This is a genomic window from Geodermatophilus sp. SYSU D00691 (assembly GCF_054050275.1).
The window spans coordinates 24107-39114 of the sequence record NZ_JBJGYZ010000032.1 but is presented as its reverse complement, the minus strand read 5'-3'; the positions used below and the strand labels follow the sequence as shown (position 1 = coordinate 39114).

Annotated in this window: 16 protein-coding genes and 1 pseudogene; 7 read left to right on the top strand and 10 right to left on the bottom strand. The window is 73.6% G+C overall.

The genetic code is table 11. The features are described from left to right. The first annotated feature begins 73 nt into the window (after positions 1 to 73). Complete coding sequence (locus tag ACI797_RS20810; protein ID WP_456860957.1) at positions 74 to 214, top strand: hypothetical protein; 141 nt, start codon at positions 74 to 76, stop codon at positions 212 to 214. On the opposite strand, the gene ACI797_RS20805 is transcribed toward ACI797_RS20810, so the two are convergent. Both ACI797_RS20805 and ACI797_RS20800 read right to left on the bottom strand, forming a co-directional pair. Next, on the bottom strand, positions 211 to 933 hold the full coding sequence (locus ACI797_RS20805; protein WP_456860955.1) for a hypothetical protein: 723 nt from the start codon (positions 931 to 933) through the stop codon (positions 211 to 213). The two genes, ACI797_RS20810 and ACI797_RS20805, sit on opposite strands and share 4 nt — an antisense overlap. Positions 934 to 1245: 312 nt before the next feature. Beyond that, a pseudogene (locus tag ACI797_RS20800) lies at positions 1246 to 1344 on the bottom strand (Rieske 2Fe-2S domain-containing protein); the annotation flags it as partial. 256 nt (positions 1345 to 1600) lie between these two features. Between ACI797_RS20800 and ACI797_RS20795 the strand changes: the two are divergent. Then, on the top strand, positions 1601 to 1975 hold the full coding sequence (locus tag ACI797_RS20795; RefSeq protein ID WP_456860953.1) for a DUF485 domain-containing protein: 375 nt from the start codon (positions 1601 to 1603) through the stop codon (positions 1973 to 1975). Then, positions 1968 to 3608, top strand: coding sequence for a solute symporter family protein (locus ACI797_RS20790; protein WP_456860951.1), 1641 nt, complete (start codon positions 1968 to 1970; stop codon positions 3606 to 3608). Before ACI797_RS20795 ends, ACI797_RS20790 begins: the two co-directional genes overlap by 8 nt. Positions 3609 to 3702: 94 nt before the next feature. Here ACI797_RS20790 and ACI797_RS20785 read toward each other — a convergent pair whose 3' ends face one another. The 4 genes from ACI797_RS20785 to ACI797_RS20770 all read right to left on the bottom strand — a co-directional run bounded on the left by ACI797_RS20785 (position 3703) and on the right by ACI797_RS20770 (position 6919). Further along, entirely contained in the window at positions 3703 to 4563 is an 861-nt protein-coding gene (locus ACI797_RS20785) for a manganese catalase family protein (RefSeq protein ID WP_456860949.1), read from the bottom strand. A 202-nt stretch (positions 4564 to 4765) separates the two neighbouring features. Further along, positions 4766 to 5191, bottom strand: coding sequence for a hypothetical protein (locus ACI797_RS20780; protein ID WP_456860947.1), 426 nt, complete (start codon positions 5189 to 5191; stop codon positions 4766 to 4768). A 473-nt stretch (positions 5192 to 5664) separates the two neighbouring features. Beyond that, complete coding sequence (locus ACI797_RS20775; RefSeq protein ID WP_456860945.1) at positions 5665 to 6237, bottom strand: DUF6318 family protein; 573 nt, start codon at positions 6235 to 6237, stop codon at positions 5665 to 5667. A gap of 109 nt (positions 6238 to 6346) precedes the next feature. Continuing rightward, positions 6347 to 6919 carry an ATP-binding protein gene (locus tag ACI797_RS20770; RefSeq protein WP_456860943.1) on the bottom strand — a complete coding sequence of 191 codons (573 nt, stop codon included), beginning with the start codon at positions 6917 to 6919 and terminating at the stop codon, positions 6347 to 6349. Positions 6920 to 7149: 230 nt separating this feature from the next. Between ACI797_RS20770 and ACI797_RS20765 the strand changes: the two genes are divergently transcribed. The 3 genes from ACI797_RS20765 (at position 7150) to ACI797_RS20755 (ending at position 10176) form a co-directional block, all read left to right on the top strand. Next, positions 7150 to 7800 carry a response regulator gene (locus ACI797_RS20765; protein ID WP_456860941.1) on the top strand — a complete coding sequence of 217 codons (651 nt, stop codon included), beginning with the start codon at positions 7150 to 7152 and terminating at the stop codon, positions 7798 to 7800. Between the two features lie 61 nt (positions 7801 to 7861). Further along, entirely contained in the window at positions 7862 to 8962 is a 1101-nt protein-coding gene (locus ACI797_RS20760) for a saccharopine dehydrogenase family protein (RefSeq protein ID WP_456860940.1), read from the top strand. After that, entirely contained in the window at positions 8959 to 10176 is a 1218-nt protein-coding gene (locus tag ACI797_RS20755) for a glutamate mutase L (RefSeq protein ID WP_456860939.1), read from the top strand. Before ACI797_RS20760 ends, ACI797_RS20755 begins: the two co-directional genes overlap by 4 nt. Here the strand turns inward: ACI797_RS20755 and ACI797_RS20750 are convergent. Both ACI797_RS20750 and ACI797_RS20745 read right to left on the bottom strand, forming a co-directional pair. Next, positions 10160 to 11635: a PH domain-containing protein gene (locus tag ACI797_RS20750; protein ID WP_456860937.1), complete on the bottom strand. Its 1476-nt coding sequence runs from the start codon at positions 11633 to 11635 to the stop codon at positions 10160 to 10162. The two genes, ACI797_RS20755 and ACI797_RS20750, sit on opposite strands and share 17 nt — an antisense overlap. A gap of 76 nt (positions 11636 to 11711) precedes the next feature. Further along, a complete protein-coding gene (locus ACI797_RS20745) occupies positions 11712 to 12221 on the bottom strand; it encodes a PH domain-containing protein (RefSeq protein ID WP_456860935.1) in 510 nt (169 codons plus the stop codon). 55 nt (positions 12222 to 12276) lie between these two features. Here ACI797_RS20745 and ACI797_RS20740 point away from each other — a divergent pair, with 55 nt between their 5' ends. After that, a complete protein-coding gene (locus ACI797_RS20740) occupies positions 12277 to 12606 on the top strand; it encodes a rhodanese-like domain-containing protein (protein ID WP_456860933.1) in 330 nt (109 codons plus the stop codon). A gap of 45 nt (positions 12607 to 12651) precedes the next feature. Here the strand turns inward: ACI797_RS20740 and ACI797_RS20735 are convergent, their stop codons facing one another. Continuing rightward, entirely contained in the window at positions 12652 to 14268 is a 1617-nt protein-coding gene (locus tag ACI797_RS20735; protein WP_456860931.1) for a long-chain fatty acid--CoA ligase, read from the bottom strand. A 32-nt stretch (positions 14269 to 14300) separates the two neighbouring features. Continuing rightward, on the bottom strand, positions 14301 to 14975 hold the full coding sequence (locus ACI797_RS20730; protein ID WP_456860930.1) for a DNA alkylation repair protein: 675 nt from the start codon (positions 14973 to 14975) through the stop codon (positions 14301 to 14303). Between the last annotated feature and the right edge of the window lie 33 nt (positions 14976 to 15008).

Sequence of the window (15008 nt, the reverse complement as noted above, 5' to 3'; positions counted from 1 at the left end):
GGGTGGCGCGGTGTCGTCGTCCCGAGGGATGAGCCGCGGCTCCGACCCGGGTCGGACGGGGCATCCTGGTCCCGTGAGCGCACCCGAACCCGACGACGGCGGCGACCCGGCCTGCTGGCTGCACCGGGTCTGCCCGGAGTGCGGGCGGCTGGCCGACGAGGACCCGCCGACCCGCTGCCCGGCCTGCGGCGCCGAGCTGCCCGAGGAGCGCTAGGCGGCCGCGCGCGCCCGGCCGGCCAGCTGGAAGTCGCACAGCGACCGGCGCAGCGCCACCCCCAGCCGGTCGGCGCGCACGTGCAGCTCGTCGCGCGGGTCCAGCGGCAGGCCGTCGCCGGTCAGGCGCACGTGCAGCGCCAGGTCCTCGGCGAGCACCCGTTCCTCGGTGCCGACCGCCTCGGCCACCGCCCCGGGGCCCGGCAGCGGCTGCCCGGGACCGGCCGACAGCAGCACGCAGCTGTAGATCCGGGTGGAGTCGGCGTCCTCGGGCTGCAGCAGGAACAGGGTCGTCGTCGCCGCCCCGGTGGCGAGGTGGTCCAGCCGCAGCCGCAGCTGGAACGGCGCCCGGAACGCGTAGGTCATCCGCCGGCCGTCGGCCTGCTCCTGCAGCCCGTCGAACCCGCCGGGCCCGCCGACGACCGAGGGGACGACCTGCTCGGGCCCGTGGCAGGTGCCCGGGTGCACGAACGGCACGTGCGCCGGGTCGAGCACCGTGTCCAGCAACGTGCCCGCCGGCCCGGTCGAGCGCTGCGGCTGCAGCCAGCGGGCCACGAAGCGGCGGTCCCGGGCCTCGGGCACCTCGAGCGGCACGTCCCGCGGTTCGGCCGGGGCCAGCCACACCAGCCCGAGCCGCTCGCGGACACCCCAGGCCGGCGGGTCGACCTCGAGCCCCTCCGGCGTGCGGCGCAGCATCCAGGTGCGGCCGAGCAGCCGCACCTGCAGCCAGCCGCCGGGGCGCAGCTCGCGGGAGAGCGCGACCGGGTGCCAGGCGTGCTCCAGCGACGGGTCGAGGTTGCCGAAGACGGGCCCGGACGGCGGCGCGGGAGCCGGGGCCGGCTCGGGCGCGGTGGCGTCGCGGGGCGGGCAGCGCTCGCTCGTCGACGACGGGGCGATCCAGACCCAGCCGCCGCGCTCCTCGACCGCCCACGGGACCCGCAGGTCGGCGCGGGGCGGCGGGGTGCCGTCGGGACCCAGGGAGGGGATGTCGACGCAGCGGCCCTCCGCGTCGAACCGCCAGCCGTGGTACGGGCACTGCAGCCGCCCGTCGACGACGGCGCCCGCCGCGAGCGGCGCCAGCCGGTGAGGGCAGCGGGCGGGAAAGGCGCTGACCTCGCCGCCGGGGCGCAGCCGGACGACGACGTAGGACGTCCCCCCCGGCGCCGACCGGCAGTGGGGTCGTCCCCACCTCGCCGGACCGGGCGACGGGGAACCAGCCGGAGGTCCTGTGCGCGACGGCCATGACCCATTGCACCGGCGGCGCGTTCCCGAGGCGTTACGGGCGCCGAAAGGTTTCGCAACGGAACGGACTCGCTGAGCTGCGGACTCCCGAGTCGAGGCCTACGGTGACGCCGATCACACAGCTACCCCAAAGGAAGGCTGCCCCGTGACCCGACCGGATGACCGCCGGCTGCTCACGCCGGAGGAATACCTCGAGGCCCAGCGCTCACCGGAGTTCCAGGAGCTGAAGCGGCGCTTCTTCCGCTTCGCCGTCCCCATGACCGTGGCGTTCCTCGCCTGGTACCTCCTCTACGTCCTGCTCTCGACCTACGCGCCGGACTTCATGGCGACCCAGGTGTTCGGCAACATCAACCTCGGGTTGCTGCTCGGCCTCGGCCAGTTCGTGACCACCTTCCTGATCACGCAGCTGTACGTGCGGCACTCGGCCCGGTCGACCGACCCGATCCGCGACGAGATGAACGAGCGGCTCGAGCACCACCAGTTCGCCGCCGGACACGGCGAGGGGGCCACCCGTGTCTGACGCGCTCGCCGCCGCGGCCGCCGACGAGACGATCGGCAGCCCGGCGATCAACATCTCGATCTTCGGCGTCTTCGTCCTGATCACGCTCGTCATCACGTTCCGGGCCAGCCGGAGCAACAAGAGCGCGACCGACTTCTACGCGGCCGGGCGCACGATCGCCGCGCAGCAGAACGGCCTGGCGATCGCCGGCGACTACCTCTCGGCCGCCTCGTTCCTGGGCATCGCCGGCGCCATCGCCGTCTACGGCTACGACGGCTTCCTGTACTCGATCGGCTTCCTCGTCGCCTGGCTGGTGGCGCTGCTGCTGGTCGCGGAGCTGCTGCGCAACACCGCGCGGTTCACGATGGCCGACGTCCTGGCCTTCCGGATGCGCCAGCGCCCGGTGCGGACGGCGGCGGCGATCTCCACGCTCGTGGTGTCGCTGTTCTACCTGCTGGCCCAGATGGCCGGCGCCGGCGGCCTGGTGACCCTGCTGCTGGGCGTGACCGGCGAGGCCGCGCAGGCGCTCGTCGTCATCCTGGTCGGCGCGCTGATGATCATCTACGTGCTCGTCGGCGGCATGCGCGGCACGACGTGGGTGCAGGTCATCAAGGCGACGCTGCTCATCGCCGGGGCGCTGGTGATGACCCTGTGGGTGCTCGCGGAGTTCGGGTTCAACCTCTCCGCCCTGCTCGGCGGTGCCGCCGACAGCGCCGGCGAGCAGGTGCTGGCGCCGGGGGCGCAGTACGGGCTCACCGACACGTCGAAGCTCGACTTCGTCTCGCTGGGGCTCGCCCTGGTGCTAGGGACGGCGGGCCTGCCGCACGTCCTGATGCGCTTCTACACGGTGCCGACGGCGAAGGACGCCCGGCGCTCGGTGGTGTGGGCGATCTGGCTGATCGGCATCTTCTACCTGTTCAGCCTGGTGATCGGGTACGGCGCGGGGGCGCTGGTGGGTCCCGAGCGCATCCTCAGCGCGCCCGGGGCGGTGAACGCGGCGGCGCCGCTGCTGGCGTTCGAGCTGGGCGGCACGGTGCTGCTCGGCATCATCGCCGGGGTCGCGTTCGCCACGATCCTCGCCGTCGTCGCCGGCCTGACCATCACGGCGTCGGCGTCCTTCGCGCACGACGTGTACGCCAACGTCATCAAGCGGGGCGAGGTGTCGCCGAACGGCGAGGTCAAGGTGGCGCGGGTGACGGCCATCGTCATCGGCGCGGTCTCGATCGGGCTGGGCATCCTGGCGCTGCAGGCGGGCCTGAACATCGCCTTCCTGGTGGCGCTGGCGTTCGCGATCGCGGCGTCGGCCAACCTGCCGACGATCCTCTACTCGCTGTTCTGGAAGCGGTTCAACACCCAGGGCGCGCTGTGGTCGATCTACGGCGGGCTGATCTCCTGCGTCGGGCTGATCATCTTCTCGCCGGTCGTCTCCGGGGCGCCGGTCAACCCGACGACGGGCAAGTCGACCTCGCTCATCCAGGACGTCGACTTCTCGTGGTTCCCGCTGAACAACCCGGGCCTGGTGTCGATCCCGCTGGCGTTCTTCCTCGGCTGGCTCGGCACGGTCCTGTCCAAGGAGCGCGACGAGGCGAAGTTCGCCGAGCTGGAGGTGCGCGCGCTCACCGGCATCGGCGCGGAGAAGGCGATCCAGCACTGACGGGGCCCGGCCACGATCAGGTGAGCTGATCCCAGAGGGTCCTACCTCACGTCGCAGCGTGAGGTAGGACCCTCTGCCGTGGGGGAGGACGGCGTCAGGTCAGCATGTCCTTGGCCTTCTGGATCAGGTTCTTCGTGTCGCTCTGCGGCGTGCCGTACAGCCGCGGGTCACCCGGCGGCAGGATCGGCGCGTCGGCCGTCGCCTCGATCGGGCGGGCGCTGAACTGGCCGCGGCCGTCGATCGAGGGGCCGGAGGCCCAGCGGCCGGCGGCGGCCTCGGGGCCGTCGGAGGCGTCGATGAACACGTAGCCGAGGTCGCCGACCTCCTCCTCGAGCGGGAACGCCTCGGGCACCGGGACGCCCTCCAGGCCGTCCTCCCTGAGGTTCTCGAGCGCCGCCAGCCACTGCTGCTGGTGGTAGTGGTCGCGGGTGATGAGGAACCGGAGCAGGTCCTTGACGCCGGGGTCGTCGGTCATGTTGTAGAGGCGGGCGACCTGCAGGCGGCCCTGCATCTCGGCCGTGGCGTTGTACATGAAGTCGGCGTACAGGTTGCCGCTGGCGGTGACGTACGCGCCGGTCCACGGGTTGCCCATGCTGTCCATGTAGGACGCGCCGCCGCCGTTGACGATCGGGTGCTGCGGGTTGTGCTGGCCGTAGCCGGCGGCGGCCTCCTTGGTGCGGTCGGCGGAGTCCGGCTTGAGCGGCATGTGGTCGAGCAGCCGGTCGATCATCGTCACGATCATCTCGACGTGCGCGAGCTCCTCGGTGCCGATGGCGAGGAGCAGGTCCTTGTACTTGCCGGGCAGCCGGCAGTTCCAGCCCTGCAGCAGGTACTGCGTGGCGACGGTCATCTCGCCCCACTGACCGCCGAGGACCTCCTGCATCTTGCGCGCGAAGTCCGGGTCCGGTCCGTCGGGCTTGGCCTCGTACTGCAGGGCGTGGGTGTGCGTGAACACGGGGTCTCCTCGCGTCGTCGGCGACACCGCTGCATGCGGTGACGACGCAGAACTGCCCCGGCTCGTTGGCCTCCCGGTGCCGACCGCTGGCCCGCAGGTGCCAAGTTGTCGGCTGGGCTGCCGGCTCTTGCGGTGTTGTGCGCGCCCTTGCGGTGGTGCAACGCCGCAGAAGCATGCGGGACACCGCAAGAGCCAGGAGCGGTCAGTCGTACGGGTTGGTGAGGACGGCGCGGGCCTGGAGGACCGTGAAGGTGACTGGCGGGCCCTCGGTCGTCGTCGTGCCGGGGACGTCGGCGCTGACCCCGCCGTTCACGCTGAAGGTCCCGCTCCAGGTGGTGGTGAGCGAGGCGGTGTATGTGCCGGCCCGGTAGTCGTGGATGATCGTGTGCTCGGGGTACGGGGCGCCGGGGTGGTCGGTGGTCAGGTCGGTGCCGTCGCCGGTGTGCCAGGTGAAGCCGGTGGCCGTCGCGACGATGACGACCTGGAAGCCGCGGATGTCTACGGCGAACGTCTGGGCGGTCGGGCTGTCGGTCCAGAAGATCACCGGCAGGCCCACGAGCGCGTTGCCCGGAGGCTGCTGCTGGGTGGTCAGCTGCGGCAGGGGGAGCGTCTGGAAGTACCGGTACACCTCACCCGGCGACGGCGGCGGATTCAGATCCGTGACATCCACACACCCGGTGAAGACGGTGGCCCACTGCCCGTAGGGGGTGCCCGGCTGTTGCCCGGGCGGTGGTGCCTGACCATCGACCGGTGTCCCATCCGCCTGAGCAAGTCTCTGGGATTGGACGATGTAGTAGCTGACGATTCGGTCCGGGGTTGATTCACAGAACGCGCCTGCTGGATCGCATGCACCGATGACCTCGTCGGAGATGGCGCACTGGGTGCGAAGCCGCCATTGGTAGAGCGGCGCCGTCGAAGTGCTATTGCTGGCGTAGCCGATCCCACTTCGGTTCTCGAAGTAGGACGCTGTGAGCGCTCCCTGACCCGCCTCGACTTGAGGCTGCTCTGGACAGGTGAACCGGCAGTCGGCTGCGAGCGCCACGACTATTGTCATGGCCAGCGAGGCCAAGCTGAGCACCGCCACAACGAGAAGTCTTGGGATCATCCGAAGCTCAAGCTCGTTGCCAGCCAGTAGCCGTCTTCCCAGACGCCGGACATGCCTCCAGGCAAGGAAGAGACAGCCTCACCGCTCAGTCCTTCCACCGGCGTGCCGTCTGCATCGACGACCGAGTAGGCCGCCTGGTCGACCGTGAAAGCAGTCTCGGCCTCCGTGCCCTCGAGTGAAGCTGGTGCGATGGCAGTAATGGTGATCGCGCCACCTTCGTAGCGATACCCCATTGACTCATCTGACTGCGCGTCGTCCGCCAGTCGGTCGCACGTGTCGCAGTCTCTACTGAAGTCTCTGAGGAAAGTAGGGTTCAGGTCGTTTTGAAGGCGGTTTATTAGCGCGACGTAATAGCGGGCAAACGCATTAAAGCCCTCCGGCGTCTGACGGCGAGCTTCGTCGGGCATGGGCAGATCGGGCGGGCCGAGGGGCGCGAGGGCGGGCGAGCTGGTCGTCTCCTCGGCGCTCGGCAGGGTGTCGTTCGCCTCCTGCTTGCTCGAGCAGCCGCTGACCAGCAGCGCGCTCAGCGCGAGACCGGCCAGGAAGCGCAGGGTCCACCGCCGCCGCACCGTCGTCCTCCCCGTACATCACCCACCGGTGCCGGGGAGACTACGCAGATCACTATCTCGGCGGCGTCGATCCTGTGGACAACGCGCGCCGACCACGCGATGGGGTGAATCAGCGGTCGGGCAGCTGCACGACCAGGGTCAGCGCGGCGCCGTCGTCCTCCCACACCACCCGTCCGCCGAGCTCGCGGCTCTGCCGCTGCACCGACCACAGCCCGAGACCCGTCAGGTCCACCGGCGGCTGCAGGGTGGCGAGGTGGCCGGCCACGCGGTCGGCCGCCAACCCGGCCTGGGTCAGCGCGATCTCCACCCACCCGCGGCGCCGGCTCACCGCTAGCCGCACCGCCGCACCGCGGCCGTGCCGGTGCGCGTTCTCCAGCAGGTTCGTCACGATCCGCTGCACGCGGGCGTCGCCCACGGCCACCTCACCGGCGTCCCCGTTCACGACGACGGTCAGCTGCTCGCCGGGTAGCCCCGACGCGGCGATCGCCCCCTGCAGCACGTCCCGCAGCAGCCGCAGCCCGGGGGGCCGCCGGGTCGCCCCGCTGCTGGCCGCCGCGGTGCGCAGCATGGAGGACAGGTGCTGCGCCTGCGCCTGGGCCAGCCGCACCAGCTCCGCCCGCTCCCCGGGCACCCGGTCCAGCGAGCCCAGCACCGCCTCCAGCGAGGCGAGCGGGCTGCTCATGTCGTGACACAACGCCCGGACCAGGGCATCCTCCGGAGTGGGCACCTCCTCGGACGCCTTCCGGACGCGTGGAAGATGGGCCTTGAGCACGTGCGCCAGGTCGAGAAGCAGGCCTCTGGAGCGCTGGGACGCAGGGGTGGCCGCGAGTGTCATGGGCACCTCTCCCCAAGTTCGACGGGGGTCACATGGGGTTCGACGAGGCCTCGGCTGCTTCTCAACGCAGGCCGTCGGTGGACGTGGTGGTGGTCGACGACCACCCGCTCTTCAGCCGCGGCTTGGCCCTGCTCCTGCACGGAGTCAGCGACGGGCGCGTCCGGGTCGTCGGGACGACGGACGACGCCTCGGCGGCCGCCGCCCTCGTCCGACGCCAGCACGCCGACGTCGCGCTGGTGGATCTTCACATGCCGCCCCCGGGTGGCGCACGCGCGATCGCGGCCATCCGCCGGGCCGACCCGATGGTCCGCGTCGTCGCCCTCTCCGGCCTCGCCGGGTCCGACGCCGCCCTCGAGGCCCTCCGCGCCGGCGCCGCCGGCTTCCTGCCCAAGACCGCGGACCCGGAGACGATGGTCCGCCCGCTGCTCGCCGTCCTCGACGGCTGGTCCGTCGTCCCCGAAACCCTGCTGCGCGAACTGCTCGAGTCCGCCGCGCCGTCCGACGACGACAGCATCGCCGCCCGGCTGACCAGCGACGAGCGCCGCCTGTGGCGCCTGGTCGCCGACGGCATCAGCACCGTCGACATCGCCACGACGCTGCACGTCTCCGAGCGCACGGTGAAGCGCCTGGTCGCCAACCTGCTGCGCCGGCTCGACGTCTCCACCCGCGTGGAAGCGGCCGCCCTCGCCGGCCGGGTGGGCCTGGGCCGGGACGGCCGGCCGGCCTGAGACGTTCCGCAACCGCATCGTGCGCCACCTACCCCGTCGGCGCCCGGATAAGGTCCGGCTGGTGAGTTCACGGATCGTTCTGCTCGGGGCCACCGGCTACACCGGCGCGCGGACGGCGGAGGCGCTGGCCGCCCGCGGCGCGAAGCCCGTCCTCGCCGGCCGCAACCAGGAGAGGCTCGACGAGCTGGCCGAGCGGCTCGGCGGCCTGGAGACCGCCCGCGCCGACGTCACGGACCCCGCCAGCGTGCGCGCGCTGCTCGAGCCCGGCGACGTCCTCGTCACCACCGTCGGCCCCTTCCTCCAGCTGGGCGAGCCCGCGCTCACCGCCGCCGTCGACGCGGGCGCGGTCTACCTCGACTCCACCGGCGAACCGGCCTTCGTGCGCAGGGTGTTCGACGAGTTCGGCCCGCGCGCGCAGACAGCCGGCGCCACGCTGGTGACCGCCTTCGGGCTCGACTACGTCCCCGGCAACCTCGCCGGCGCCCTCGCGCTGGAGGAAGCCGGCGACCGCGCCCACCGGGTCGACGTCGGCTACAGCGTCCACGGCACCTCGGGCCAGGCGTTCTCCCGCGGCACCATGGTCTCGGCCATGGGCGTGCTCCTCGAGCCCGGCCCCGCCTTCCGCGACGGGCGGCTCACCGCCGAGCCGGCCGGACGGCGGACCTGGCGCTTCCAGGCCGGCACCCGCAGCCGGCTCGGGCTCTCGGTCGGCGGCTCCGAGCACCTGACCCTGCCGCCGCTCGCCCCGACGCTGCGCGAGGTCGGCGTCCACCTCGACTGGTTCGGGCCTGCGACCCCCGTCCTCCACGCGCTGTCCCCGGCCGCCGCGCTCGCCGCCCGCGTCCCCGGCGCGACGCGGGGCATGTCCCGCCTCGCCCAGGCCGTCGGCCGCCGCGTGAGCGAAGGGCCGTCGGCCGAGAGCACCGCGAACGCGCGCACGACCACCGTCGCCGAGGTCCGCGACGCGGCCGGCGCCCTGGTCAGCCGCGTCGTCCTCGAGGGCGGCGAGCCGTACGGGTTCACCGGCGCCATGCTCGCCTGGGGGGCGACGACGGCCGCGCAGGACGGCGTCCGCACCACCGGCGCGGCCGGCCCCGTGCAGGCGTTCGGGCTGGCCGAGCTCACCGCCGGCGCCGCCGGGGCGGGCCTCGTGCGCGCGTGAGCGCCGTCGCCTGCGTCGACATCGGCAGCACCTACACCAAGGCCGCGCTCGTCGGCCTGCCCGACGGCGAGCTGCTCGCCACCGCCCAGGCCCCCACCACCCTCGACGACGTCGTCGCGGGCGTCCTCGACGCGACGAGCGGCTGGGACGCACCCGTGCTCGCCTGCTCCAGCGCCGGCGGCGGCCTGCGCCTGGCCGTGGTCGGCTACGAGGAGCTGATCAGCGCCGAGGCCGGGCACCGGGCAGCGCTCTCGGCCGGCGCGCGCGTCGTGCACGTGGCCGCCGGCCGGCTCGACTCCGCCGCGCTCCACGCGCTCGGGACCGCCGCCCCCGACGTCGTCCTCCTCGTCGGCGGCACCGACGGCGGCGAGGCCGGCGTGCTCCGGCACAACGCCGCGGCCCTGGCGGGGGCGAACCGGTCCGTCCCGGTCGTCCTCGCCGGCAACGCCGCCGTCCGCGACGAGGTCGCGGCCACCCTGCGGGACGGCGGACTGCCGGTCGTGGCGGCCGACAACGTGCTGCCCGACATCGGCCGGCTCGAGCCCGAGTCGGCCCGGACGGCGATCCGCGCCGTCTTCCTCGAGCACGTCATCGGCGGGCCCCGGCTCTCCACCGACCCGCGGCTGCGCGAGTGGGTGCGGGCGGTGACGCCGGACGCCGTCCTGGAGGGCGTCGGCGTCCTAGCCCGCGAGGGCGACGGCGTCGTCGTCGTGGACGTCGGCGGCGCCACCACCGACGTCTACTCGGTGCCCGATCCCGACGCCGACCAGGCCGCGCTCGGCCGCGAGGCCGTGGGCGTGCCCGCCCGCCGCCGCACCGTGGAGGGCGACCTGGGGGTCAGCTCCAGCGCCGGCGACCTGCGGGAGGCGGCCCGTGCCGAGGGCCTGCCCGACCCCCACGACGACACGCTCGGCCTCGGGACCGCCGCGGCCACCGTCGCGCTGCGGCGGCACCTGCGCGCCGAGGCCGCCTACGGTCCGGGCGGCGCCAGCGCCCGGGCGGCCGGGCTCGTCGTCCTCTCCGGTGGCGTCTTCCGGCACGCGGACGACGTCGACGCCGCGGTCGCCCGCATCGCCGCCGACGCCGGGGGAGCGGGCAGCGTGCTGGCCGGCAGCCGGGTCGTCGTCGACCGCCGCTACGTGCTGGCCGCCGCCGGGCTGCTCGCCGCCGAGCACCCGCGAGCCGCCGCGGGGCTGGTCAGCCGGCTGCGGTGAACGTCGCGGCCCAGGCGCCGTCGGAGGCCGCGGTGACGAACGCGACGACCTCGTCGGCGGCCATGTCCACCGCCGCGTAGCCGCCGCTGCCCGCGCCGACGCAGGCCAGCACGGTGGCCAGCCCGGCCCGCCGCTGGAAGAACGACTGCTGCACCGTCCAGCCGACGACGGCGCGGCGCTGCAGCACCGCCTGCTCGCGCACCAGCCAGCCGCTGCGCACGCTGAACGCCGTGCCCGCCACGGCGTGGCCGAGCGAGGCGTAGCGGCCCAGCCCGAGCGGCACGCCCAGCACGGTGAGGACGGCGCCGGCGACCAGCAGCCACCACCAGCCCAGCAGCGGCGTGACCACCGCCCCGGCCGCCAGCACCAGCAGGCCCGAGACGACGGCCCGCACCAGCCGGCGCCGCCGGGCGGCCGCGGGGTGCCGGGCGAGCGGGCCCGGGTCCTCGACCATGCGGCGGGCCAGGTCGACGGCCTCGGGGCGCGGCCCCAGGGGGAGCAGCTGACCGCGCCGCGTGGCGTCGCCGAGCCCGGTGACCAGCGCGCTCACGCGCGCGGCGCGGACCAACCGCATGCCGAGACCCTCCGACAGCGTGACGCCGCGGATCCGGTCGACCTCCAGCTCGGTGTGCCGGCGGGTGATCAGCCCGCGGACGGCGACCAGCGACCCGCCCCGCCGCACCAGCCGGAAGCCCCAGTTGACGACGGCCGCGCCGACCACCGCGCCGACCGCCAGCAGCACCAGCGCGAGGACGACCACGATCGCGACCAGCCGGCCGTCGACGACGTCGGGACCGGGCAGGTCCGGCGTGAGCCGGTCGGGCAGCTCGTCGAGCAGCCGGAACAGCGCGCCGACCCCGGCCAGCGGCAGAACCAGGTAGCTGCCGACCAGCGGCGCGTAGAGCAGCCACCTGTTCTCGAACCGGGCGAACTCCTCCTCGGCCGGCTCGGGCGCCGGGCCCGCCTCCTCCGTCGGGGCCGGTGCGACCGGCCGCCGGGTCAGCAGGGCGGCGCGCAGCCGGTCGCCCTCGGCGCGCGGCACCCCGTCGAGGACGATCTCCTCGTCCTTGCCGGCGGCCCCCGCCGCGGCGTCGACGCGCACCCGCACCAGCCCGAAGACGCGGTGCAGCGCGGGCGCCTCGACCTCCACGCCACGGATGCGGTCGTTGGGCACCGTCCGCACCGAGCGGGAGAGCAGGCCGCGGGTGACCACGACCGCCGTCGGGCCGTCGAGGTAGCTGAACCGCCACCACGACAGCGCCGCCGCCGTCAGGGAGAACAGCGTCACGCCGACGACCATGAGGACGACCGCCGTCGTCCCGCCGTTGAACCCGATCGCCGCCCCCAGCCCGATCGCGGCGGGGACGAACTGCCGGGCCTGCCGGAAGGTGACGGTGTGCACGAGGACGACGAGCGGCGAGGTCCGCCGTCCGGCCGCGACCAGCGGGGAGTCGATCACGATGTCTCCTGTTCGCTCCCGCGGGGCGCTCCGCTCCTCGCTCGTTCCTCGCTGCGATGCTCACGCCCCCGTCTGCTCACGTCGCCTCGTCCCGCACCTGCTCCGCCCGGCGCGCGAGGTCCTCGGCGACGCGGTTGGCCACGTCGAGCTCGAGGTTGGGCACGCGGACGGTGCCCTGCGACGAGGCGGTGAGGACGGCGATCGAGGCCAGGCCGAACAGCTGCTGCAGCACGCCGCGGGTGACGTCGACGGTCTGGATGCGGGCGATCGGCACGAGCGTCCAGGTGCGGGTCAGCCACCCGGTGAGCGTGTAGACCGCCTCGCCGGTGACCTCCCAGCGGTGCACGCGGTAGCGCACGAACGGGCGGATGCCGATCGCCGTCACCGCGTAGGCCACCGCCAGCGCGGGCACCAGCCAGCGCAGCAGCGGCAGCGGGCCGCCCTCGGCCGGCACGAAGACCAGGAAGGCCGCGACCAGGACGGCGTTGAACAGCGAGGCGATGATCCCCTCGGTGATCCACAGCCAGATCGCCGAGCGGGACAGCTGCCAGGCCGGCATGCGGACCGGGGGCGGGGCGGTGGTCATCGCCCCCATCCTCGCAGCGTGCCGGCCCGCGGCGGCGTTGCATCATGGAGGGGTGATGCCGATGCAGGTCCCGACCGTGTCCGTGGACGAGGTCCCCGAGGACGCCATCGTCCTCGACGTGCGCGAGGACGACGAGTGGGTGCACGGCCACGTCGACGGCGCGACCCACATCCCGATGGGCGACGTCCCCGCCCGCCTCGACGACGTCCCCGAGGGCGACCCGCTCTACGTGGTGTGCCGGATGGGCGGCCGCTCGGCGCGGGTGGCCGCCTGGCTGAACCACAACGGCTACGACGCGGTGAACGTCGCCGGCGGCATGGGCGAGTGGGAGGCGGCCGGCCGGCCCCTGGTCAGCGAGACCGGCCAGCCCCCCTTCGTGCGCTGAAGCGGAGTGGATCCGTGCGGGTCACCCGCATCGATCCACTCCGGATCACGACTCGAGCTGGTACTCCGCGAACTTGTTGCGGAGGTCCTTCTTCGAGAACTTGCCGACGCTGGTCTTGGGCACCTCGTCGATGAACTCGACGGCGTCGGGCAGCCACCACTTGGCGACCTTCGGCTTGAGGAACTCGAGGACCTCGTCCTCGCTGAGCTCCTCGCCCTCCTTGACCACCACGCAGGCGAGCGGGCGCTCGTCCCACTTCGGGTGCGGGATGCCGACGACGGCGGCCTCCTTCACCTTCGGGTGGCTCATGATCACGTTCTCCAGGTCGACGGAGCTGATCCACTCGCCGCCGGACTTGATGAGGTCCTTGGTGCGGTCGGCGATGCGGATCGAGCCGTCGGTGTCCATGGCCGCGACGTCGCCGGTGCGCATCCAGCCGTCGTCGGTGCTCAGCTGCACGCCGGCGTCGGGGTTGTAGTAGTCCTTCGCGCACCACGGGCCGCGGACCTGCAGCTCGCCGGTGGCCGAGTCGTCCCAGGCCTGCGGCTCCATCGAGTCGGCGTCGACGATCCGCGCCTCGACGCCGAACAGCGGGATGCCCGCCCGTGCCCGCCGGTCGGCCTTCTCGTCGTCGGACGCGTCCTCGAAGCGCCGCGGCAGCACCCCGGACGACGCCACCGGCGAGGTCTCGGTCATGCCCCAGGCCTGCAGGATCGGCAGCCCGACCTGCTCGCGGTAGGCCTCGCTCAGCGCCCGCGGCACGGCGGAGCCGCCGCAGCCGATCTCGCGCAGCTGGTGAGGCTTCCCGGCCAGGTGCGGCAGCACGCCCTGCCAGATCGTCGGGACGCCGGCGGTGAACGTGACGCCCTCGTCGACGATCAGCTTCGCCAGCGCCTCCGGCTGCATCATCGGGCCGGGCATGACCAGCGAGGCGCCGGCGGCGGGTGCGGCCTGGGCGATGCCCCAGGCGTTGGCGTGGAACATCGGCACGACCGGCATGGCCACGTCGCGGATGCTCAGGCCGAACGCGTTGGGCGCGCAGACGGCCATGGTGTGCAGGAACGTCGACCGGTGGGAGTAGACGACGCCCTTGGGGTTGCCGGTGGTGCCGGACGTGTAGCACATGGAGGCGGCGAGGTTCTCGTCCGTGACGCCGAAGTCGACCGGGGAGGCGTCGGCCAGCAGCGCCTCGTAGTCGTGCACGCGCGGGTCGTCGGGGATCTCGTTGTTCCCGCCGTCGTCCATGACCACGACGTGGTGCACGGTCTTCATCGTGTCGATCAGCGGCCACAGCAGCGGGAGCACGCTGCGGTCGACGAAGACGACCTCGTCCTCGGCGTGGTTGGCGATGTAGGTCAGCTGCTCGGGGAACAACCGGATGTTGAGCGTGTGCAGGACCCGGCCGGTGCACGGGGCGGCGAAGTACAGCTCGAGGTGGCGCTGGCTGTTCCAGCCGAAGGTGCCCACCCGGCCGTCGCCGCTGATGCCCAGCGTGTCCAGCACCCCGCCCAGCGTGCGGGTCCGCTCGGCCCACTCGGCGTACGTCACCCGGGTGACGCCGTCGGGGCCGTTGGTGGCGATCGTCGCGTCGCCGTAGTGCTGCTCGACGTGGCGGAAGATCGAGTCGATGGTGAGGGGGTAGTCCTGCATCAGGCCGCGCATGGCTGGATCGTGCCAGTGACACCGCTCACCCTCTACCGGTGAGTACGCCGCCCCAGCTCGCGCAGGACGTCGGCGGCCACCCAGCGGGCGCCGCGCCCGCCCTCGCGCAGCCCCTCCGCCGTCGCCACCGCCCGGGCGTGCAGCGCCGGGTTGCGCTTGCCGATCTGGCGCAGCGCCCAGCTGGCGCCCTTGCGGACGATCGGCCGGTCGTCGTCCGCCCGCTCGGCGACGGCGCGCAGGAACGGCTCGAACCGGTCGTCGTCGGCCCGCTTGTCCAACACGGCGAGCCCGGCCATCGTGGCGAACCCGGCCCGCTTGACGAACGGCTCCTCCCGCCCGCTCCAGGCCAGCGCCCGCGCCCAGGCGAACGGGGTGTGCCGGACCAGGTTCTGGCAGACCTGGTCGCACAGGTCCCACGCGTCGAACGCCGCGGCCCAGTCGTCGAGCTGCCGCGCGTCGACCCGGTCGCGCTCCTCGACCAGGCTGGCCAGGATCCGCGCCTCGTGCACGCCCGACGCCCACAGGCCCGCCGCCAGCTCGTGCGAGCGGCCGAGCTCCTTCGCCAGCCCGCGCAGCTCGGTCACCGTGACGCCGAGCGCGTGCGCGCCGCCGATGCCGTAGCGGGCCATCCCCTCCAGCCGCGCCGGGTCGGCCAGGTCCCGCAGCCGGTCGAGGACCTCCGCGGCGTCCGGGTCCGTGCGGCGCATGGGCCGCATCGTGCCAGTGACGGGGCGACCCGC

Excerpts from the sequence above, each read along its gene's own strand:
- ACI797_RS20745 (WP_456860935.1), bottom strand. The coding sequence starts at position 12,221 with ATGACCACCGCCCCGCCCCCGGTCCGCATGCCGGCCTGGCAGCTGTCC.
- ACI797_RS20770 (WP_456860943.1), bottom strand. The coding sequence starts at position 6,919 with ATGAGCAGCCCGCTCGCCTCGCTGGAGGCGGTGCTGGGCTCGCTGGAC.
- ACI797_RS20730 (WP_456860930.1), bottom strand. The coding sequence starts at position 14,975 with ATGCGCCGCACGGACCCGGACGCCGCGGAGGTCCTCGACCGGCTGCGG.
- ACI797_RS20735 (WP_456860931.1), bottom strand. The coding sequence starts at position 14,268 with ATGCGCGGCCTGATGCAGGACTACCCCCTCACCATCGACTCGATCTTC.
- ACI797_RS20740 (WP_456860933.1), top strand. The coding sequence starts at position 12,277 with ATGCCGATGCAGGTCCCGACCGTGTCCGTGGACGAGGTCCCCGAGGAC.